General features: G+C 58.1%; 20 protein-coding genes and 1 pseudogene. 16 read left to right on the top strand and 5 right to left on the bottom strand.

Annotated features, from left to right (window positions below; genetic code table 11):
* The first annotated feature begins 57 nt into the window (after positions 1-57).
* The 16 genes and pseudogenes from HHJ18_RS05125 (at position 58) to HHJ18_RS20950 (ending at position 15111) form a co-directional block, all read left to right on the top strand.
* Positions 58-2616 carry an FAD-dependent oxidoreductase gene (locus HHJ18_RS05125; RefSeq protein WP_296912240.1) on the top strand — a complete coding sequence of 853 codons (2559 nt, stop codon included), beginning with the start codon at positions 58-60 and terminating at the stop codon, positions 2614-2616.
* A gap of 16 nt (positions 2617-2632) precedes the next feature.
* On the top strand, positions 2633-2809 hold the full coding sequence (locus HHJ18_RS05120) for a hypothetical protein (protein ID WP_296912238.1): 177 nt from the start codon (positions 2633-2635) through the stop codon (positions 2807-2809).
* A 15-nt stretch (positions 2810-2824) separates the two neighbouring features.
* Positions 2825-3607, top strand: coding sequence for an enoyl-CoA hydratase-related protein (locus HHJ18_RS05115; RefSeq protein WP_296912236.1), 783 nt, complete (start codon positions 2825-2827; stop codon positions 3605-3607).
* 34 nt (positions 3608-3641) lie between these two features.
* Complete coding sequence (gene had, locus HHJ18_RS05110; protein ID WP_296912234.1) at positions 3642-4712, top strand: 6-hydroxycyclohex-1-ene-1-carbonyl-CoA dehydrogenase; 1071 nt, start codon at positions 3642-3644, stop codon at positions 4710-4712.
* Positions 4713-4728: 16 nt separating this feature from the next.
* On the top strand, positions 4729-5859 hold the full coding sequence (oah, locus tag HHJ18_RS05105) for a 6-oxocyclohex-1-ene-1-carbonyl-CoA hydratase (RefSeq protein WP_296912232.1): 1131 nt from the start codon (positions 4729-4731) through the stop codon (positions 5857-5859).
* Positions 5860-5863: 4 nt separating this feature from the next.
* Complete coding sequence (gene fabG, locus HHJ18_RS05100) at positions 5864-6610, top strand: 3-oxoacyl-ACP reductase FabG (protein ID WP_296912230.1); 747 nt, start codon at positions 5864-5866, stop codon at positions 6608-6610.
* A gap of 19 nt (positions 6611-6629) precedes the next feature.
* Positions 6630-7070, top strand: coding sequence for a hemerythrin domain-containing protein (locus tag HHJ18_RS05095; protein ID WP_296912228.1), 441 nt, complete (start codon positions 6630-6632; stop codon positions 7068-7070).
* 17 nt (positions 7071-7087) lie between these two features.
* On the top strand, positions 7088-7324 hold the full coding sequence (locus HHJ18_RS05090; protein WP_296912226.1) for a DUF2249 domain-containing protein: 237 nt from the start codon (positions 7088-7090) through the stop codon (positions 7322-7324).
* Entirely contained in the window at positions 7324-8628 is a 1305-nt protein-coding gene (locus tag HHJ18_RS05085; protein WP_296912224.1) for a permease, read from the top strand. The genes HHJ18_RS05090 and HHJ18_RS05085 overlap by 1 nt, the downstream gene beginning before the upstream one ends.
* A 45-nt stretch (positions 8629-8673) precedes the next feature.
* Positions 8674-10281, top strand: a complete 1608-nt coding sequence (locus tag HHJ18_RS05080; RefSeq protein WP_296912223.1) for a benzoate-CoA ligase family protein — start codon at positions 8674-8676, stop codon at positions 10279-10281.
* A 58-nt stretch (positions 10282-10339) separates the two neighbouring features.
* Positions 10340-11740 carry an MFS transporter gene (locus HHJ18_RS05075; protein WP_296912221.1) on the top strand — a complete coding sequence of 467 codons (1401 nt, stop codon included), beginning with the start codon at positions 10340-10342 and terminating at the stop codon, positions 11738-11740.
* 545 nt (positions 11741-12285) lie between these two features.
* The gene (locus HHJ18_RS05070) at positions 12286-13206 is read left to right on the top strand and encodes a TRAP transporter substrate-binding protein (protein WP_366558807.1); all 921 of its coding nucleotides are present in this window, start codon (positions 12286-12288) and stop codon (positions 13204-13206) included.
* Between the two features lie 105 nt (positions 13207-13311).
* Positions 13312-13572, top strand: coding sequence for a hypothetical protein (locus tag HHJ18_RS05065; RefSeq protein WP_296912219.1), 261 nt, complete (start codon positions 13312-13314; stop codon positions 13570-13572).
* Between the two features lie 15 nt (positions 13573-13587).
* Entirely contained in the window at positions 13588-13872 is a 285-nt protein-coding gene (locus tag HHJ18_RS05060; protein ID WP_296912217.1) for a TRAP transporter small permease subunit, read from the top strand.
* Positions 13873-13984: 112 nt separating this feature from the next.
* On the top strand, positions 13985-14527 hold the full coding sequence (locus HHJ18_RS20955; protein WP_366558806.1) for a TRAP transporter large permease subunit: 543 nt from the start codon (positions 13985-13987) through the stop codon (positions 14525-14527).
* Positions 14479-15111, top strand: a pseudogene (locus HHJ18_RS20950) (TRAP transporter large permease subunit). Before HHJ18_RS20955 ends, HHJ18_RS20950 begins: the two are co-directional and overlap by 49 nt.
* A 224-nt stretch (positions 15112-15335) precedes the next feature.
* Here HHJ18_RS20950 and HHJ18_RS05050 read toward each other — a convergent pair.
* From HHJ18_RS05050 to HHJ18_RS05030, 5 genes are all read right to left on the bottom strand, one after another.
* Positions 15336-15752: a LysR family transcriptional regulator gene (locus HHJ18_RS05050; RefSeq protein ID WP_296912215.1), complete on the bottom strand. Its 417-nt coding sequence runs from the start codon at positions 15750-15752 to the stop codon at positions 15336-15338.
* An 81-nt stretch (positions 15753-15833) separates the two neighbouring features.
* Positions 15834-17936 (bottom strand): CoA-binding protein, encoded by a 2103-nt coding sequence (locus tag HHJ18_RS05045; protein ID WP_296912213.1) that lies wholly within the window; start codon positions 17934-17936, stop codon positions 15834-15836.
* A 73-nt stretch (positions 17937-18009) separates the two neighbouring features.
* Positions 18010-19326 carry an AMP-binding protein gene (locus tag HHJ18_RS05040; protein ID WP_296912211.1) on the bottom strand — a complete coding sequence of 439 codons (1317 nt, stop codon included), beginning with the start codon at positions 19324-19326 and terminating at the stop codon, positions 18010-18012.
* 132 nt (positions 19327-19458) lie between these two features.
* The gene (locus HHJ18_RS05035; protein WP_296912209.1) at positions 19459-21783 is read right to left on the bottom strand and encodes an aldehyde ferredoxin oxidoreductase C-terminal domain-containing protein; all 2325 of its coding nucleotides are present in this window, start codon (positions 21781-21783) and stop codon (positions 19459-19461) included.
* A gap of 28 nt (positions 21784-21811) precedes the next feature.
* Positions 21812-22069, bottom strand: coding sequence for a YfhL family 4Fe-4S dicluster ferredoxin (locus HHJ18_RS05030; protein WP_296912207.1), 258 nt, complete (start codon positions 22067-22069; stop codon positions 21812-21814).
* Positions 22070-22096: the final 27 nt, after the last annotated feature.

Below are 22096 nucleotides of genomic sequence, written 5' to 3'. Positions count from 1 at the left end.
GGATAAGAAGCTGCGGCGCGTACCGATACCGGCAGCAAAAATCAGGAGACAGAAGTGATGCAAGCGCAACACACGTCAGTAATTAAGTGGTGGAAGGCCGTTCCGTCAGCGGATGCGAGTGTGCGCGGGATGCTGGTTGAACTGACTATCGATAGCAGGGTCATCGAGGCGCCGGTCGGTGCGTCCATACTTAACGCGGCAAGCGTTGCCGGTATTTACATTCCGGCGCTGTGCGCCCACCCTGATCTGCCACCGGCTCCGCTGAGGCGATGCGCGGACGAAGGCAATGACGGTTGCAATCTCTGCCAAATCGAGATCCAGGGCGTGCCGGGCCTGAGCAAGGCTTGCTCATCCGTCGTGAAAGCCGGCCTCGTGGTGAGTACAAATGCGCCGCAAATCCAGCAAGCGCGGCAGCACCATCTCGCGAAGATTCTCGGCCTTCACCCCCACGTCTGCCTGGTCTGCCCGCAGCGCGACGGTTGCTCGCGTACCCAATGCTCCTATGGAAATGCGCCAGAAACCCGGTGCTGCTCGATTTTTTCGGACTGCGAACTGCGCAAAGTATCGGACTACATCGGGATTCCGAATACGACGCCGCCCTACAAGCCAGCGCAACTCCCGATCATCACGAACGAACCGTTCTTTGATCGTGACTACAACTTATGTATTGACTGTCGTCGCTGCCTGGTGGCCTGCAACGATGTGCGGGGCGTCGGTTGTCTCGAAGTCAAAGAGGTAGTGACCGCGCAGGGTATCCGTCGCTATGTTGGCACCATCGCACCGACTTTGATCGAATCTGGATGCAAATTCTGCCAAGCCTGCGTCATCGTCTGCCCCACCGGGGCCCTTACCGACCGTACGTTGGATCCGGCCCGGCGTGAGGAAAGCTTGGTTCCATGCAAAGCAGCATGCCCGGCCGGCATCGATGTGCCGCGTTATGTACAGTTGGCGGCTGAAGGAAAGTACGGGGAAGCCATCGCGGTCGTGCGCGAAAAACTGCCGTTTCCCGGCATTCTCGGCCGCGCCTGTTTTGCCATGTGCGAGTCTGCCTGTCGACGCGGGCAACTTGATGATCCGCTGTCGATTCGTTCGCTCAAACGCATTGCGGCCGACAACGATACGGGTATCTGGCGGCGTTACTCAAAACAGTTGTCGCCGACCGGCCGCAAGGCGGCGGTTGTCGGGGCCGGGCCGGCAGGCTTGACGGTCGCCTATTACCTGGCGAAGAAGGGTCACAGTGTGACCGTTTTCGATGCCCAGCCGGCTGCGGGCGGCATGGCTCGTTACGGCATCCCGTCTTATCGCGTCCCGCACAGTGTTATCGACGATGAAGTATCTGAAGTTGAAAAGCTCGGGGTCGAGTTTCGCTTCAATACCCGAGTCGAGAATGCCGACGAGTTGTTCGCCAACGGCTATGAGGCGCTTTTCATCGGCATCGGTTGCCAGGGGGGGGACAAGCTGGGTATTTTGGGCGAAGACCTCCCCGGTGTTGTCGACAGTCCCACCTATCTCAAGGCGGCAGCCATGGGGCTGGTCAATACAAGCAATGGCATCCAAACGGGAGTCAAGGTGGTGGTCATCGGCGGTGGCAACGTTGCTACGGATAATGCACGCTCATCGCTACGCTTCGGTGCCGAAGTGGACATGGTCTATCGCCGTACTCGTGAGGAAATGCCAGCCCGCAAGGAGGAGTTTGCCGGTTGTATCGATGAGGGCGTCAATGTCCGCTACCTGCTCGCCCCAAAGAAGATTGAACCTGGCCATAACGGCCACCGGCTGAACATCACCTTCTCACGCATGGCGCTCGGTGAGCCTGATGCATCGCAGCGCCGGCGCCCGGTAGATACCGGCGAAGAAGTCTGCGAAGGTGTCGACCTTGTGATCGCCGCTGTCGGCCAGCATCCCAAGCGTTTCGAAGGTTTTAAAGTGCACACCGACCCAAAGGGCCGCATCACGGTGCGCGAGGATTCGATGCTTTCCAGTCGTCCTGGAGTCTATGCCGGCGGCGACTGCGTTCTAGGCCCTTCCACGCTGATCGACTCCATTGCTCAAGGCCGCGTGGCGGCTGCTGCCATGGATAAGCAACTCGGCGGCGATGGGGACATTGAAGAAAAACTGCTGAACGACGGATGGGAAAGTAAGCCCTTTTTGGGCAGTGACCGCGCATTCAACAAGTTACGCAAATTTCACCCGATCTTTCTTGATCCCGCAGAGCGCGGTGGTTGGAATGAGGTTGACCCAGGCTTTGACGATGCCACGGCCCGGGCCGAAGCCGCACGCTGCTTCAAATGCAATCTGGCCCCGAAAATTTCCGATGCACTCTTGCCGCCGGAGTCTTGGCTGGCATTCACTGCCCAGGTAATTTCCGGCGTAAGCCGGGAGTCCGGAGTTTTCCAATTGCTCGATGCAGACAAGAACGTGCTCATGATCAAGGGGGTTGAGAACCTCAACCAGGGGCTGACGGAACAGTTGGGTCGGATCAACGAGGCGATGGCTTTCGTTTTCGAAGAGGCGGCGATGTACACATCGCGCGAATCCCAAATGATTCAGGCTTACCTGCAGACGCACGGGAAGATGCCCGGCGGTGGCTCAGACGAGTTGGACGACCTGTTCTAAAGCAAAGGAGAAGGGAATGGCAAAAATTATCGAATTCCGAATCGCGCAGCTGATGCAGTCTACTGCTGCGGTGAAAAAGTGCTGCGAACGCTGTGGTTCCGATGTCTGGCACATCCGTCAGAACGGCGAAATTTACTGCGCAGACTGCGAAGAAGTTTGCAGTCTGCAACTGCAAGTCAAGAACGAACACTAAAGGTGAAAAGAACCTATGGTCCCATTGCAACAATTTCAGTTTATTCAGTACGGTGTCGTCGATGGTTTGGCGACTCTTGCGATCAATCGCCCCCCGTTTAATGTCCTCGACATTCCGACGATGGGTGAGCTCAACGACGCGCTCGACGCCTGCCAGGAGGACAGCTCCGTCAAACTACTGGTGATTACGGGCATCGGCGACAAAGCCTTTTCTGCGGGGGTCGAGGTGGCCGATCACACGCCTGACAAAGTAGACCAGATGATTGACGCATTCCACGGAATTTTCCGTCGGTTGCACAGGATGTCCATGCCCATCATCGCCGTCGTTAACGGGGTGGCTCTAGGCGGTGGCATGGAACTGGCCATCGCTTGCGACATGATTGTGGCGGCTGCCGGTGCTAAGTTTGGTCAACCGGAGATCAAGCTGGCGGTTTTCCCTCCGGTGGCAGCTGTCCTTTTGCCCACGCTGATGCCACCCGCACGGGCCATGGAAATACTGTTGGGTGGCGAGAATTTCACATCGGAGGAAGGCAGGGCGATGGGGCTTGTCAATCGGGTGTTCCCGCGGGAAACATTTGCAGCCGAGGTTCAGGCTTTTCTTGCTCCCTTTCTGAAACTTTCTCGCGTCGCCTTGCTAAGCACCCGCAAGGCGATCCGCGAAGCGGCGGGCAAGCCTTTCAATGCGGCGCTCGACACAGTGGAGACCATCTATCTTCAAGAATTAATGATGACCGACGACGCGAAAGAAGGCTTGGCAGCCTTCCTCGAAAAGCGCAAACCGGTATGGCGCAATTCGTGATTAGAAAACCAGCGCAATTAACAGGAGGAAAAACATGATTCCGGAATTTATCGATACCTGGCAAATGTCCGAACCGGGCAAACTGACCAAAGCACGCATCCCGATGCCGGCGCTGCAGGCAGGCGACGTGGTGGTAGAGATCAAGGGCTGTGGCGTCTGCCACACCGATCTTTCGTACTTTTACATGGGAGTGCCAACAGTTCAAAAGCCTCCCCTTTCCCTTGGGCACGAAATCAGCGGCGTGGCAATCGGCGGCGAAGCCAGCATGATTGGCAAAGAAGTCATTATTCCCGCCGTGCTTCCTTGCGGCGAGTGTGATCTGTGCAAGGCAGGCCGTGGTAACCGTTGCCTTGCGCAAAAGATGCCGGGTAACTCGATGGGTATTTATGGTGGCTTCTCCAGCCATATTGTGGTGCAGGCCAAGTTCCTTTGCGTCGTTGGCAATAGAAAAGACATCCCGCTTGAACACTTAGCCGTGGTTGCCGATGCGGTGACCACTCCGTACCAGGCTGCTATTCGCGCCAAGCTTGGAAGCGGCGACCTGGTCGTCGTAGTCGGGGCCGCCGGCGGTGTCGGTAGCTTCATGGTGCAGGTTGCGAAGGGCATGGGGGCCAGGCTGGTCGTGGGCATTGATGTCAATGCCGAAAAGCTGCAGAAAATGGAAGATTTTGGGGCAGACGCCACCCTCAACCCGCGCGGCTTGAGCACCAAAGAACTGAAGGAGAAATTCAAGGCGATCGCCAAGGAGGCCGGCGTATCAAGCAACACGGGCTGGAAGATATTCGAGTGCACCGGCACCAAGCCGGGTCAGGAGACCGCCCTGTCGCTGCTGTCCTTTGTCGGCATGCTGGTGGTGGTCGGTTATGGCACCGACGAGACCAGCTATATGCTCTCCAAACTGATGGCCTTCGACGCCGAGATCATTGGCACCTGGGGCTGCACGCCGGACAAATACCCGGCCGTTCTGGAGATGTGTCTGGACGGACGCATCCAGCTTGAACCCTTTGTGGAAACCCGTCCCATGAGCCAGATTGAGAAGGTCTTCAACGAAGCCCATCACGGCAAACTCAAGCGCCGCGTCATCCTCACCCCCGACTTCAACTAACAAGGAAAGCAACAAAATGACACTCAACTGGCTACGCCGCGACAACGAACTGAAAGACCACGCTCTGCTGGGCGAAGAGTATTTCGGCACCGAAGCCCCTTCCGTCATCTATGAAAGACGGCCCATCACCGACCCGCAGGGCAACACCGTGGCGGGACTGTTCGCCTCCTGGATTATTCTGAACAATCCGACCCAGTACAACTCCTACACCACGGAAATGGTGAAGGCGGTAATAGCCGGCTTCCAGCGCGCCTCCAGCGACCGCGCCGTGGTTGCCGTGGTCTTCACGGCGGTGGGCGACAAGGCCTTCTGTACCGGCGGCAACACTGCCGAGTACTCCGCCTATTACTCGAAACGGCCCAATGAATATGGCGAGTACATGGATCTGTTCAACGCCATGGTCGATGGCATTCTCAACTGCAAGAAGCCGGTGATCTGCCGCGTCAATGGCATGCGGGTTGGCGGCGGCCAGGAAATAGGCATGGCCACTGATCTCACCATCACTTCAGATCTTGCGATCTTCGGCCAGGCCGGACCAAAACACGGAAGTGCGCCGGACGGTGGCTCAACCGACTTTCTGCCCTGGATGCTCAACATGGAAGACGCGATGTACAACTGCGTTTCCTGCGAGCCTTGGAGCGCCTACAAAATGAGAGCCAAGAACCTGGTCACCAAGGTGGTCCCGGTGCTGAAGAAGGACGGTGAGTGGGTGCGCAATCCCCTGGTGCGTACCGATGCCTACGTTGATGACGGCGAGCTGGTTTATGGCGAGGCCGTGGCCGCCGATCAGGTCAAGGCGGCGAAGGAACTGATGGCGCAGTGCACGACCGACTTCAGCAAGCTCGATGCGGCAGTCAATGAACTGGTCTGGAAATTCACCAACCTGTTTCCGCATTGTCTGATCAAGTCGATTGACGGTATTCGCGGCAAGAAGAAGTTCTTCTGGGACCAGTTCAAGCTGGCCAACCGCCATTGGCTGGCAGTCAACATGAATCACGAGGCCTATCTCGGATTCAACGCCTTCGATGCCAAAAAAGTCACTGGCAAAGATGTGATTGACTTCGTCAAATACCGGCAACTGGTAGCCGAAGGGGCTCTGTTCGACGACAAGTTGGCGGAACAGGTTCTGGCGAAACCAAAAGCCTGACACCATGCAGCTCAAGGATCGAGTCGCCATCGTGACCGGCGCCGGCCAGGGTATTGGCACCGCCGTGGCTGCTGCCTACGCCCGGGAGGGCGCGCGGGTCGCGGTGGTCGACATGAACATCGAGTCGGCGCAAGGGGTGGCCGCCGAAATCAACGCGGCCGGTGGACAGGCCATCGCCGTGGCCTGCAACGTGGCAGTGCGCGAGCAGGTCTTTGCCATGGCAGCACAGGTCACGCAGACCTGGGGGCGGGTCGACATCCTGGTGAACAATGCTGGCATCACGCGTACGGCCATGTTGCACAAGATGACCCAAGAGCAGTGGCAAGACGTGCTTGCGGTGCACCTGAGCGGGAGCTTCAACTGCCTGCAGGCGGTGGTGGACGGCATGATCGAGCGCCGCTATGGCCGCATCATCTACGTCACCTCGGCCGCGGGGATTCTGGGCACGATCGGCCAGATCAACTACAGCGCGGCCAAGGCCGGCCTGCTGGGCCTGACCAAGAGTAGCGCCAAGGAATTGGCGCGCTTCAACATCACCGCCAACGCCATCGCGCCAGGCGCTGCCACCCCCATGACGGAAACGATCCGGACCGATGAGCGATTCAAGGAAAAATACCTCGACCGCATTCCCCTGGGCAGGTGGGCCGAGCCGAAGGAAATCGCTCCCGTGTTCGTATTTTTCGCCTCCGACGCGTCGTCCTACGTAACCGGTCAAATCTTGGCCGCCGACGGCGGCATGACCATTCATTAAGTCCAACCCGGTACTTTAAATGACCAATATCAAAGACTGCATGGCGGACGATCATCGCCGCTGCGACGATATCTTTTCCGACGTCGAACAGGCGGTCGCGGCGCGAGCGTGGGATCGCGCTAGCGCCGCTTTTGCAGGTTTTGCAGGCGCGATGCAGCAGCACTTTGAGGCTGAAGAAGAGCTTCTGTTTCCTGCATTTGAAGCGGAAAGCGGCATGACCATGGGACCGACCCAGGTGATGCGCGATGAACATATTCAGATGCATGAATTGCTGGCTGCGGCACAGGAGGCGTTGGCGGCGAAGGATGCCGACGACTACTCAGGAAACGCCGAGACCCTGCTCATCATGATGCAGCAGCACAACATGAAGGAAGAGAACGTTCTCTACCCCATGTGTGACGATCATCTGAGGGCTCAGGTGAACACACTGCTGCCGCAGTTGCAGCAGAAGCTGCAGTAGGCCATCGGATTTGTCGTATGCGCCAGACCAGGGTCATCAAAACCATTGATGGGCGCGGGCTCGAGCCACCAGAGCCGTTTGTGCTGACCTTGGAGGCACTGGAAGCGAGCGGCCCGGCAGAGGATGTGCTGCTTTTGCTGTCGCGTGAGCCTTATCCCCTCTATCGGGCGCTGGAGCTCAATGGCTATTCGCGTCAGACCCGGATTGTGAGCGACGGCACAGTCGAAATTCTGATCTGGCGAGGTCCAAAATAATGCAGGCGCTACTGTCTTTCAAACAGGCGCCGCCAATTAGTGCGCCCTTTCGGTTTTTCCTGACGGCTCCGCTGTTTGCGATTCTTGCCGGGGTGTTGCTTTTGTTTGTCGGTCCGGAACTATTTGCCTCGCGATGGACGCGTGGCGCGCTGGCGCTAACTCATTTGATCACTGTCGGTTTCATGCTGCAGGTGATGCTCGGCGCGATGCTGCAATTGTTACCCGTCGTAGCCGGCGCAAATTTAGCGCGACCGCTGCAAGTTGCTACGCTTGTGCACGCCACAATCACGGCCGGAGCACTCTTCCTGGTTGCAGCTTTTCTAACCTCTGAGCCTCTGCTGTTCGGGTTTGCAATCGCATTCCTTGCAACCGGCTTGATGATATTTGTCGTCACGACAGCGCTGGCCCTGTATGGCATTTCCTCTTTGAGTCCAACGATTGTCGGCCTAAAGCTGGCCGTCTTCGGATTAACCGTGACCGTATTTTCTGGCGTGCTGTTGGCAGCTTCTTTAGGCCGGGCACTTGATTCGCCACTAGTTCAACTGACTGATCTTCATCTGGGCTGGGGCTTTATGGCGTGGAGTTGCACCTTGCTTTCCGCTGTGGGCTTTGTGACCGTTCCCATGTTCCAACTTACGCCAGAGTACCCGGCCTGGTTGGGGCGAAGCTTTGCAATGACAGTGCTCGGCGCTGTTTCATTGTGGACGATAGCCGATCTGTCTGGGTGGGGGACGTTATCTAAGCTGTCCGCTTTGGCAGTGGTTGCCTCTGGCGCAGTATTTTCGATCGTGACCCTGAAAATTCTTCGCCTTAGCAAGCGTCCGAAACGCGATGCATCGCATGATTTATGGACGGTTGCCATGCTATCTGTGGTTTTCGCCTGCGGTTTGTGGATGGGCGCCGGGATCATCGTTCCCCTTGGCGAGTGGCAGCGCTGGCCGCTGTTGTTTGGCGTGTTCTTGCTGTTTGGCGGCTTCATTTCGGTGACTGTTAGCATGCTTTACAAAATCGTTCCTTTCCTGGTCTGGCTGCATTTGCAGAACAGTGGGAGCGGTCGAGTGAAGGTGCCGAACATGAAAAAGGTGTTGCCGCAGGGGCAGATTTCCAGGCAGACGCTCACCCACTTCCTAGCCTGCGCACTGTTGGTCTTATCGGTGTTCTGGCCAGTGTGGTTTGTCTATCCAGCAGGTCTTGCGTTGATCATCGCGCACGGATGGTTGCTGCGCAATCTGCTTTACGCGACATCAATCTATCGCAGCCACCTTGCTGCAATCGAGACTTGCGTCAACTCTAGCGTTGCGTGAGCCCAGGATGGACGCAACGCTTAGCCCCAATATTAGGAGACATCCATGAGCTCATTCCCTCCCATGATTGCGGCGACCGATGTGTCGCCGCCACCTGAAACGTTCAATTTCGCGCAGCACCTGCTGGGCTGCAATATTGAGCGCGAGACAAAGGCCGCTTTCATCGACGACCTGGGTTCTCTCAGCTACGGCGAACTCGACCAGCGGGTCCGACGCGTGGCAGCGGGTTTGCACTCGCTGGGAATCAAGCGCGAGGAACGCGTACTGCTCTTGATGCACGATTGCAACGACTGGCCCGTGAGCTTCCTCGGCGCAATGTACGCTGGAGTCGTGCCGGTAGCCATCAACACATTGCTTACTGCTGACGACTACGTGTATATGCTGGAGCATTCGCTTGCGCAGGCCGTTCTTGTGTCCGGTGCCTTGTTGCCGGCGCTGACTGCGGCTATGACGAAGTCCGACCACGAAGTTCAGAAGGTGATTGTCTCTCGCCCTTTGGGGCCGCTGCATCCTGCTGCAATGGAGTTTGAAGCTTTCCTGCAGTCGAACCAGCCCTCAGTCAAGCCGGCAACAACCAAGGCTGACGATCCCGGCTTCTGGCTTTATTCTTCGGGCTCCACGGGTTACCCCAAAGGGACGGTGCACTCGCACGCCAACCCCTACTGGACAGCCGAGCTATACGGTAAAGCCGTGCTCGGGTTGACGGAAAAAGATGTTTGCTTCTCGGCTGCCAAATTGTTCTTCGCTTACGGTCTTGGGAATGCACTTAGCTTTCCATTGAGTGTGGGCGCCACCACGATCTTGATGGCTGAACGCCCGACACCGGAGGCTGTATTCAAACGTTGGAAGGGTCAAGTCGGCGGCCAACGACCAACTGTTTTCTTCGGTGCACCCACTGGCTTTGCAGGCATGCTGGCATCGTCCGCGCTGCCAGACATTAACGAGTTGGCGCTGCGCCTGGCCTCATCTGCCGGTGAAGCCCTGCCCGCTGCATTGGGACTGCGCTTTAGTGCCCACTTTGGCATCGAATTGATCGATGGCATAGGCTCCACCGAACTGCTGCACATTTATCTTTCCAACCGTCCTGGACAGGTGCGATACGGCACTACCGGCTGGCCGGTGAAGGGTTATGTCGTTGAATTACGCGATGACGAAAACCGTCTGGTGCATGACGGGGAAATCGGGGACCTGTACATTCATGGCCCATCCAGCGCCCTTATGTATTGGGGAAATAGAGACAAGACGCGCGAGACATTCCAGGGGGACTGGACCAAGAGCGGCGACAAATATGCCCGTGAAGCGGACGGCTGCTATACCTACTGCGGTCGCAGTGACGACATGATTAAAGTCAGCGGCATTTATGTCTCGCCGTTCGAAGTAGAAGCCGTTTTGGCGCAGCACCCGGCGGTCCTGGAAGCTGCTGTCGTTGGCTTGGTTGACCCTGACGGACTGACAAAAACCAAGGCTTTCGTCGTGCGTAAAGCCGAAGCCCAAGTTAGCGAGGATGAGCTCAAGTCCTTCGTCAAAGACCGGTTAGCACCCTACAAATATCCTCGGCTGATCGAGTTTCTCGAAGATCTGCCCAAGACCGCCACGGGCAAGATTCAACGGTTCAAGCTGCGGCAATACCCGGCAACATCCCGATCCCAATGAGAAAAGACGCACAACACGATAACTTCCCATCCAAACAACCGTAAAGCGAGACAAAACCATGCGCAGAATTGATGTTCACAAACTGTCCGACGAGGCCCGCTTCAACGGCTTTCACGGTAGGGTGTTGTTCTTGTGTGCCTTGATCATCATCTTCGACGGCTACGACCTGGCGGTGGCAGGAATTGCCTTGCCGTCGATCATGAAGGAGATGGGCGTCACCGCCCAGAGCGCGGGTTTCATGGTTAGCTCGGCCTTGTTCGGCATGATGATTGGGGCCATCTTCCTAGGCACTGTCGCAGACAAAATCGGGCGGCGCTGGGCCATCGCTATTTGCGTCGTGCTGTTCAGCGTCTTCACTTCGGCAGCGGGATTTACCCACGACCCCTACACCTTCAGCGCGATGCGCTTTTTTGCGGGGCTTGGCATCGGCGGCGTCATGCCGAACGTGGTGGCGCAGATGACCGAGTATTCGCCAAAGAAGATCCGAACCACGATGGTCACGCTGATGTTCAGCGGCTACGCGGTCGGCGGCATGCTCGCGGCGCTCCTGGGCAAGGGGCTGATCGAAGCCCACGGATGGCAGTCGGTGTTTTTGGCAGCGGGCCTGCCGGTGATACTGATTCCGTGGATCCTCAAGGCCATGCCCGAGTCCATGCCCTTCCTCATCAAGGAGAACCGGCTCGATGAGCTGAAGAAGATCGTGTTGCGCATGGAGCCCAGTTACCTGCCTGAAGCAAATGATCTGTTCGCAGTTCCGTCTGAAGACAAGGCCGAGGGCGCGCCAATCAGCAAGCTCTTCCAGGGCGGTCGTAGTTTCAGCACCGTGATGTTCTGGATTGCCTTCTTCATGTGTCTGTTTATGGTCTACGCCCTTAGTTCTTGGCTGACCAAGCTGATGGCCAATGCCGGCTACAGTCTCGGCTCTGCGCTGACCTTCGTACTGGTGCTCAACTTCGGAGCGATGATCGGTGCGATTGGCGGCGGATGGCTGGCCGACCGCTTCCACATCAAGTATGTGCTCGTAGGCATGTACGCGCTGGCGGCCGTGTCAATCACGATGCTGGGCTACAAGGTCCCAACCGAGGTGCTTTTCCTGCTGGTCGGACTGGCTGGTGCCACGACGATAGGCACCCAGATCGTGACCTATGCGTATGCCGGTCAGTTTTATCCGATGGCGGTGCGCTCGACTGGGATCGGCTGGGCGTCGGGCATAGGCCGAAGCGGCGCCATCCTGGCGCCTATCGTGATTGGAACCTTGGTAGGTATCGCCCTGCCACTAGAGCAGAACTTTATGGCCATCGCCTTTCCCGCCGTGGTTGCGATGATCGCGGTCCTGTTGATCAATCACAGCCGCTCTGCCTCGGAGCACCGCGATAACATAAGTGTGGTAATTCCCGATCCTTTGCCCAGGGTGATGGGCTCGGCGATGGCGCGGAGGTTCCGGCAGGTCTGGCGCTGATCGTGGCCAGCGGGTGGCTGCTCGCCAATCTGCTTTACGCGACTGCGGTGTATCGCAACCATCTTGTCACCGTTGAGCGCGCCATCGCAAGCAACATTGAAAACAATCAACCAGATGGAGGTGCTAGACGCCGTTGGCAGGGACAGCCTTGCAATCAGCTTTCGCGTTGACTTCCAGTGCTCAGCTCATTCATTTTCAGGAAAGGAAAAGCCGACACGGTAACCCCCGGTAACCTAACCCGACGTGCTGCACCCCAAAGGCAATGCTGCATGCTCGCAAAACAAGTAAAGCTTCTGCGTCTTGCTCGTTTGTAGTGCGGCTCGAAGCCGACGGCGCTTTGTGAATTTCAATATGAATTCACCTGTGAAATCGATCGCAAGTCGTGTCACAGCCTCAGTATTCTTACCCATAGCTAGTTGTCATAGACACATGAGGAGAATCAAATGAAACAATTGCTTGTCAAAACGCTGCTCGCGGCGGCCATCGCCAGCGCCGGACTTGCGGTCTAGGCTCAGGAAGTCACGCTCAAGGTTCATCATTTCCTTTTGGCGTCGACTTTCATCCAGGTAGGGGTATTGGTGCCCTGGTGCGACAAGCTCGCCAAGGAATCGGCAAACCGGATCAAGTGTCAGATTTATCCCGCCATGCAGCTCGGCGGTACGCCAGCACAGCTCTACGATCAGGTCAGGGATGGCGTGGCAGATATCGTCTGGACGGTAGCCGGTTATTCGGCGAATCGCTTTCCGATGTCGGAGGTATTCGAACTGCCCTTCATGATGACCAATGCCGAGGCCACCAGTCGGGCCGCCTGGGACTTTGTTCAGACCCACTCCCAGCATGAGTTCAAGGACACCCACCTTTTGGCAGTCCACGTGCACGGCCCGGGCTACCTGTTCACGACCAAGACGCGAATGAACACCATGGCGGATTTCAAGGGCATGAAGTTTCGGGCGCCAACCCGCCCGACCAACAAAATGCTGGGCTTGCTGGGCGCCACGCCCGTCGGCATGCCGGTTCCGGAAGCCTTGTCGAAAGGCGTCATCGACGGTGCCGTGATCCCCTATCAGGTGGTGCCAAGCATCAAGGTCAACGAGCTTGTCAAGTACGCCGCCGAGACCGACCCCAAGTACAACTCCCTTTACTCCACGGTATTCGTTGTGGCGATGAACAGGGCGAAGTACGATTCCTTGCCGGCCGACCTGAAGAAGGTGCTCGATGCCAATTCCGGCCGCGAATTTTCCGCTTCGATGGGCCGTATCCAGGAAGCCGATGACGCACCGGGACGCGCCAAGGTCAAGGCGTCAGGTGTCGCGATCAACGTGATCGGGGCGGCCGAACTCGAGAAATGGAAAAAGGCCACTGGCAGCCTGGACGACGAATGGGCAGCCAACATCACCAAATTGGGGCATGACGGCCCGAAGCTGTTGCAATCGGCGCGCGACCTGATCAAGAAGAACACCAAGTAAGCGTTGAGCTCGTATGACCGGGCGCCGATAAGCATCGGTACGCGGTTGGCTTCTCGTTGGTTATACAAGTTGGATATGGGGCTTTGCCCTACGTAGAGGATAGCTATGGCCGATGCCGTTTATGTCGACAGTGAATCGGGACCGCGCGACCCGGCCGGGCGAGTCCTTAACAGGACTTGCCGGTTCCTTGCAGTTTGTGCCGGCATCATGCTGATATTGATGTCACTGATGTCCTTTGCCAACATTGTCGGTCGATCCGTATTCGATAAGCCCATCCTTGGCGACTACGAACTGGAGCAAACCATGTCGGCGATTGCGATTGCGATTGCGATTGCGATTGCGATTGCGAATGCAGTCGCGATGTAGCTGCCCTTCTGCCAGATGATTCGCGGCCACATCATTGGCGATTTTTGTACCACTGGTCTGCCGGCTCGTGTCAACAGACGGCTTGACATCCTTGCCAGCCTGGTACTCAGAGTTGCCGGATTTGTTTTTTCCTGGCGCATCGGAGTCGGCCTGATCGGATTGCGCAGCAGCGGCGATGCCTCGATGCTGCTCAATCTTCCCATCTGGTGGGGCTATGTTTCCATGGTGCCTTCGTTCTTCCTGCTGGGCTGCGCCGCGCTCTATACGGCATGGGTTGATATCACTGGAGCAAACTCATGACCGGTATCGAACAAGGCCTGTTGATTGCCGGCCTGATGATCCTGCTGCTGGCCCTGCGCATGCACATCGCGATGGCCATGATGGTAGCGGGCTCGATCCGTTGCTGAACCACATGAAGAACGCCGCGTTGGCACGTTACTCTGTCTACGATCTTTCCGTGGTGCCTCTCTTCCTATTGATGGGCCAGTTTGCCACCCACGGTGGTCTTTCCAAGGCTCTATTTCGGGCCGGCAACGCGATGATCGGCCATTGGCGCGGCGGCATGGCCATGGCCGCAGTGGCCGCCTGCGCCGGCTTCGGTGCCATCTGCGGATCGTCTCTGGCGACGGCGGCAACTATGGGACAGGTTGCCCTGCCCGAATTGCGAAACCACAAATACTCACCACGACTGGCGACCGCCGCCATTGCTGCCGGTGGCACGCTGGGCATCCTTACACCGCCCTCCGTCCCCTTGGTGATCTACGCCATTCTGACCGAGCAGAACATTGCCAAGCTCTTCGTCGCTGCCTTCATCCCCGGCATCATCGCCATGATCGGCTACATGCTAGTGATTGCCATCGTCGCCCGCCTGGACTCCAGCGCAGCGCCCGCTGCCGAACGGGTTTCATGGTCCGGGCGGCTGTCGGCGCTGGTCGACACCTGCCGATTTTCCTGATTTTCGTCACGGTCATCGGGGGCATCTACGGCGGCTTCTTCACGCCCACCGAGGCCGCATCGATCGGTACGCTGGCCACAGCTTTCGTCGCATGGCGGTCCGGCGGCCTCAACAGGCGCAATTTTCTGGCCTGCCTGTACGGCACGGCCCAGGCGACAGCGATGATCTTCCTGATCCTGCTCGGTGCCGACATCATGAACGTGTTACTCGCCTAGACGCAAATGCCAACAGAATTGGCCAGATGGGTGGTCGGCCTGGGTTACTCACCGCTGCTGATCCTGGCCGTCATCATCGGCATTTACCTTTTTCTTGGCTGCATCATGGACAGCCTGCCGATGCTGCTACTGACCATACCCATCTTCTTCCCCATCATCATGGGCACCGACTACTGGGGTCTCGATCCGGAAGGAAAAGCGATCTGGTTCGGTATCCTGGCCCTGATGGTGGTTGAGATCGGCCTGATCACACCGCCGGTAGGGATGAATGTATTCATCAACAACAACATGGCCAAGGACGTGCCCATGAAGGAAACCTTCAAGGGCATCGTCCCGTTTCTGATGTCCGACATTTTAAGGATTCTCTGATCGTATTCGTGCCGTCGATCGCACTGGTCGCCTTGCGGTTTTGAAAAATTCAGGCACTGCAGAAGGACAGTAAACAATCTTTGCGGTCGATGACAAGCGGACCTCAGCCTTCTGTTGTTTTGGCTGCCGGAATAGTTTTCCGTGAAAATATTTTGGGGAAATGATGTCACCAAGCGGAGTTGTCAAGTCCGGCGCTGACCCCTATCTGCTCAGCGACGCCCCCACTACCCATTGGCCACTGCGCTCGCCTTGGCAAGCTTCGCCTTCAGTCTTTGCACCGTCTTTTCGACGCCCACAATGAACCGGTTGTGCTTGCCGCGTGCCACCTCCTCAACTGCATCCTTTGCGCTAAATTCAAAACAGACTGCGGGGCCATTGATCTCGACCAGCGTGACGGTGATTTCTACCCACATGCCCAGCAGCGTGGCGCCGAGGTGATCAAGCTCGACCCGGGTGCCGACCGAGTCCTTGCCGGCCCCGATGTGGTCCAGCAGCAGATCGCGGCAGGCAATTTCTATGTCAAAAAGCAATTTTGGCGTCGAGTAGACGCGGCAGTCCTCGCCCATGAAATTGATGGTGCGATCGGTATCAATTTGGACACGTCGCGTGGCCGAGAGGCCGGGTTTGAATGCTTCACTCATGATTTTCTCCGTTGACTTGAGTTTCACGTTGTTGCCCGACCACGTTTAAAGTCGCTCTCCGGGCAAGTTTGGTCGCTTGGTTCACAAGCGGCCTCTGAGGGCGTCAGCATACAGGCGTGCCTCAATGTAGCGCACCAGCGCCCGGGTGCCCCGCGCGCAGTTCCTGAAGACGCAGACGCCTTGGTCCATTAGCGCCGCGCACATGGCATCATAGAGTTGCCCGCCATCCACAATAGCAATGACAGGCTTGTCATTGCGCTGAACCAGCGGCGGCATCAGGTGGACGGTGCTGTTGGGGTCGCTGATATCAAATCCTGGGCGCAGCCGGCTCACCTGCAATGCGCGCACCGAGGGCGCCGTGGGATCGAGTCCAACGACTACCGCGTCAATGTTCGGATCTTGCAGAAACGCCTGCACGATCTGCAAGTGGGCTTCGTCGTCAGCGCCGGGATTGATGTCGATCGGGTTTCTGACTTCGACCAGCGCATTGAGCTTCTTGGCCACCAGAATTTCCTCAACCTGTTTGACTGTGTCGGGCGCCAGCGCACACATCTGCATGGCGAAGTTGTCCGAATCGATCGAATCCGCCATGCCGACCGCCTCAAAACCCGCGCCGCTGATGGCGCCGAGTCGTCCGCCACCGATTTTCCTCTCGTGCAGCGCGCCTGCGATGTAAAACAAATCGTCGAAGCTGTTGAAGTCTTCCGCAACGATGGCTCCGGCCTGGCGCAGCACCGACTCGAACAAGGTCGCATCACCCGCGATGGACGCGGTATGCCCCAGCACGCCGGCCACGCCGGGGCCAGTCCTGCCGGATTTGTAAACCACCACCTGCTTGCCAGCGAGCACCGCTTTGCGTACGCCTTGGGCGAACGCGAGTCCGTCCTGGTCTTTGAAGCCCTCGATATAGATGCCAAGGGTCTGCACGTCGGGCAGACTGGCGAAATAGTCGAGCAGGTCGCCGTGGGTCAAATCGGTCTGGTTGCCCAAAGCCAGCATGTAGCGCGGATCAAGCCACGGGTTCTGACTGAGCCGCGTGATCATGAAAGCTCCGCTCTGGCTCAGCATGACCGAGTTGCGCTCGGGCTTCTTTTGGGGCTTGGGCAGGCGCTCCAGCGGAATGAACCAGGAGTCATAGGCGCCAGGATGGGAGACCACGCCAAGGCAGTTGGCGCCAAGAAAAATGGGTCCGCCGCCGGGCTTGCCGTGAGCCGCATTGATGCGGTCCGCCAACGCCGCAGCCGGCTCTCTGCTGGCCTGGGTTTCCCCCAGGCTGCCAGGGATCAGCATCACCGATTCGACTGAATCGGTTTCGATGATTTCATCGACCAGGGCGTAAACCGCACTGGCCGCCACTGCCACGATCAGCAGGTCAAGCTTGTACTCAAGTTCCTTCAGGCTTGCCACGCACTTGACACCATCAATCTCGGTTTCACCCGGGCGAATGACGGTCAGGCGGTCCTTGCCATAACCACTTCCGATCAAGTTATGCAGAATGATCCGGCCAAAATTCATGCTGGTGGCGGAGACCCCGACAATGCCGATCGACGCCGGATGAATCAGCTTGTCAATCTTGTGGAGGGGACGCCGCAGCCGCCCGGTGGATGGCAAATCGAACTCGCAATGAGCGGCTTGAACCTTCAGTTGATCGCCAACATGCACCGGATTGAGTTCCAGCCTGCGAAGCACGAATGAGGACTGGAGATTGCCTTGAGAAAAGTTGTTCGCCAACGCAAGAACCTCGTCGAAGCAGGCTTGCAATTGCTGGTCCGGCAGAGCGACACTGGCTCGCTTGGCAACCTTTGCCAACTTTTGATAGGCAAAGGTGCGTTTGAAAAGGCGCAGGAAGTCTTCCGCGTCCGTCAGTTTGGTGGCGGCGTAGACCGTCGCTCGGTCTTTTCTGAAGTTGCCATTCGCCAGCTTAGCATCCAGCCCGCCCAGCCCGGCGCTGATTACCATGCCGAACTCCCTGGTGTTGTTGAGGCTGAGAAGCAGTTCTACAGCGGGTGGCTGCGCTGTCTGCGTTGCATTGGGCGTGAAGACCAAGCCGAGGCTGGTAAGTAGCGTGCCCAAGTCATCCTGGTTCAGGGTGTCGCGTCCGGCGGCGGCGGCCCGCCGGAATAACGTCGTCGCAACCGTGTTTGCCCCAGCGGGGTCTGGCTCGATTGTTGATTCAATGGTCATTGATTTCTGTTCCTTGGATCGGTACGACCGCCGCGGCTTTCTTGACGTTCAAACTATTGGCACCGAGCGAGCCCTAGCTGACGCTGGGCTCGTCTGATTCAAGCTTGACATGAAAGCGCTTGGCCTTCATCTCAAAGCGCGGCAGCGCGTTGTGGGCCACGTGGTGTACCCGCGGGCGAAAGGCCAGCATGAAGTCGAGCCTGAGGGCGATGGCGTGAATCAATTCCGGGTTCGTGCCCTCACACAGTTCCACTTCGATATCCATTTCATCCATCTGCTTGACCTTTTTCACCGTGATGCGAAACTCGTCGACTTCGGTGAAATTGCGGATGATGTTTTCCACGCCGCCAGGGAAGACGTTGACACCGCGCACCGTCACCATGTCGTCGGACCGCCCCAGTACGCCGCCTTCAAAGCGCAAGGATGTCCGACCGCACTGACAGCGTTCCAGATTGACCTGCACGAGGTCACCGGTGCAATAGCGGATCACCGGGAAACCCCAGCGGCCCAGATTGGTGATCACCAGTTCGCCACGTTCACCAGGCGCGACCGCCGCGCCAGTCAGTGGATTGAGTACTTCAGCAATGTATTCACTCTCTATCAGATGTGTGCCCCCCGGTTGGACCTGGCATTCGAAGGAGTGCGCACCGACTTCGGAGGCGCCGGCGTGATCGAAGCACTTGGCGGCCCAGGCGTCTTCAATGCGTTGTTTGGTGGCCGGCACGCTGGCGCCCGGCTCGCCGGCGTGGACCGTGGTCTTCAGAGGAATTGAACGCAGGTCGAATCCGATCTCTCGGCCGATCTCGACCATGCGCAGCGCATAGGAAGGCGTGCAACACAGCACCGTCGCACCGGCTTCGCGCATCATCTCAAGACGCTGCCGTGAATCGCGACCACCCCCCGGAATCATCACTGCTCCGATTTTTCGGGCACCTTCAACCGCCGCCCAGAAGCCGATGAAAGGGCCAAACGCAAAGGCCATGAAAAGTCGGTCGGAGGCGGTGACCCCCGCGCCGGCCAGTACATGACCCCAACAGCGGCCCCACCAGTCCCAGGATTCGTCGGTATCGAATACTTTCAAGGGCACGCCCGTGGTGCCGGAGGTCTGATGCGCGCGCACGTAGGCTTTGAGGGGATAGGTCAGGTTGGAACCGAAGGGGCCGTGGGCTGCCTGGTCCTCCATCAACTCAGCCTTTCGGGTCAGCGGCAGCCGGGCTAGGTCAGCCAGCGACCCGATATCTGAGGGTTGGACACCCGCGGCCTTCCACTTGTGGCTGTAGAACTGATTCTTGTCCCACAGGTGGGCCATCATCACTTGCAGCTTGCTCAATTGCAAGGCAGCGAGTTGCGCACGCGGCAGGGTTTCGGTCGCTTCGTCGAAATAAGTCATTTGACGGTCACCTCGGTTGGGTGGAAACGCCTGGCGTCGAATGCTTGTGCGGGAATGGCGGTGGCGGCGCCATTCCTTGCCTGTGTCATTCGCAGTGCACTGCACTGCATAGCACTGCTGAGCTGCCTCATGTCATCCACCGACGATGATGGGCACCAACAAAACGTGGTCTCCGCTCGCAATCCGGACCGAGGTTTCACCCGACAGCACCATGTGGCCATTGACAGCAATATTCCAGGTGCTGTCGTTCAGATCGCTGGCCGCCTCGGGAAGCTTGCGCAACAGGGCCTGGCGCAGGGCAGTCACATTGCTGACGTTTTCGTCGATGATCACGACCTTTTCCGGCGCGCCGGGCAGTGGTCTTGGCAAATGGACCCGCACGGCAAAGCCGGTGATCAGGCTTGAGAGCTTTTCGTGCCAGTCGACGGCCGGCGTACCTTCGGTATTCAGGCCGGTCAGGTTGTAAAAGCGCTTCTTCATGGCGGCGAACTCGGCGCGGTCGATCTTCTCGCCAGTGAAGGGACCGTCGGTCAGTGCTTCTTCAAACCAGCGGCGGGGCAGGGTGTCGTCCTTGGCGCGCAGGCCGAAGCGAAAATTCAGCATGCGCTCGATCCCCGTGACATTGCGGCCGATCTCGTCGAGCTCGGCCTCGACAAAGGTCTCACCCGTCAACGCTCCGAGCTGGGTGGCGAAATCGTTCAGGTCGGGCAGGGTCGGGGAGTTGAACAGCTTGGTGTTGAAACGGCACATGCCTACCGAATCACCCACCGCGAAGTTGTTCTCGCACTTGCGCACGGCATATTCCTTGCCTTCGTAGCTGTTCGGCGCGGCCGAAACGGTCCCGTGGTACAAGGCCGCCTTGAACGCTGGATCGTCGTTGATACGCGCGTTGATCTCGAGCGTGACGCGGTTGCGCAAGTGATCCATGCCGCGGGTTGCTACCGACAACCCGAGGGCGAATGCCTTCAAAATGCGTGAATCGTGCGGATCGGACTGGAACAGGCCCTTGACTGCCATGCGGTAATCGAGCGCGCTGGCCGGGTATTTGCCGCGTTCGACCGCACGCGCCGAGTCAGCAATGGTGCCCCCAAAGCCCTCGCGTCTGGCGGTCATGAACAACAGTTGTTCGATGACCTCATAGTTGCCCCAGGTCAGATCGATGCCGCCGGTCTCCTTGGCCGTGATGATGCCGCGCTGGTACAGCTCCATCGCCCAGGCAATCGAGCTTCCGGTGGAGGCCGAGTCGAGCCCAAGGTCATTGAGGATATTGTTCAGACGCAGCACCTGCTCGGGTTGCTTGATGCCGATCATCGGGCCGAACTTGCCCAGCGTGACGTATTCTGGGCCGTCGCCTTTGTCGTACTGGTCGTACTTTCCGTCATCGTGAATGCCGTTGTAGGTGTGCTGCTTGCCGTGTTCGATCGATGCCTGCTCCTTGTCGTAACTGGCATTGCCGGTCAGACCCTTGAGGGCCGAGGCGCCCCAGCCGGCCTGGGCTTCGGGCGTCATGTCATTCTGATTGCGGCAATGCACCGGGCAGAGATAGCAACCGTCCATTCCCGGGCGATAGGGATCGAAATTGTCAGCGTCTAGATTGGCTGACCAACTCGTTTCCTGGTTGTTTTTGGTGCCGAGGGCACACAGGACGCGACTCGGCTTGTACAGGAAGGGCGTGCCCACCATCTTCAAGGCGTTCTTGATCACGCTGGTCGAGATAATCTTCTTGCCGATAATCTTGTTGTATTTGGCCATGGGTTGCACCGGCTGCAGGTCCTTGGGCGCGCCGTGGATCATGATGGCCTTGACCTTGAGCGAGCCCATCTTGGCGCCGCCGCCGCCGCGGGCCCAGATCGCCTTGACGCCGCCCATGATGCCGCTGCACAGCACCTGGTTCTCGCCTGAGCTGGTGATGCGAGCAAGCGCCATGTCCTCGCGCTCGACGCAGTCGAAATCACGCTCAATCGCGGCGGCCATGTCGAGATTGTTTAGCCCGACATAGGGCGCGGCATCGATGAACTCGGCCTTGTCATAGGAAATCTTGAGCATGGTCCAGGCGGCTGAACGTCCGAACAGCACGACATGGTCATAGCCGTGACAACGCAGGAAGGACGGAAAGTAATCGCCGGCATTGGCATCGAGAATCGCATAGCTGTCAGGGGACTTGCTGGTGATGTTGCCGCGTGTGGCTGACGGCATGCTGCTGGTCAACACGCCGGAGCCGAAGATCAGGGGGATATCGGGATCAAGTGCCTCGCGCTCTTCTTCCATCAGGTTGTAGAGCAGCCACATGTTGGCGCCACGTCCGCCGAGAAAATTCCGCAGCACCTCCAGCGGCAGGTACTTTTTAAGCATCGCGCGCTGCTCAAGGTCGACGAACAACACTGCCCCCTGCGAGTTGTACTGCGGCGTGTCGTACATTCGGGCGACGAGTCGCTCCAGTTTGTCTCTGATTGCCATGTCCCTAGCTCCTATTGGTCGTGATTCGTCAAGCGGCTTTTTGCGCCTTCAGATACTCGTACTTCGCCTGCAGCTCATCCTTGCTTTCGCGGTGCGCCGGATCGGGAACGATGGCGCGTACCGGGCAGACCTTGACGCACTGGGAGATCGCGTGGTGCCCCACGCACTCCGTGCACAGTGCGGGGTCGATGAAAAAAATGTCCTCGCCGGCGCTGATCGCCTTGTTCGGACAGGGTGCCAGACATACATCGCAGGCGATGCAGAGGTCGTTGATGAGTAGCGCCATTTGTGTTTCCCCTCGACTGGTAATGGG

This window comes from Polaromonas sp. (assembly GCF_012927455.1).
Taxonomy (GTDB): Bacteria; Pseudomonadota; Gammaproteobacteria; order Burkholderiales; family Burkholderiaceae_C; genus Polaromonas.
This window is presented reverse-complemented; position numbering and strand designations above follow the sequence as displayed.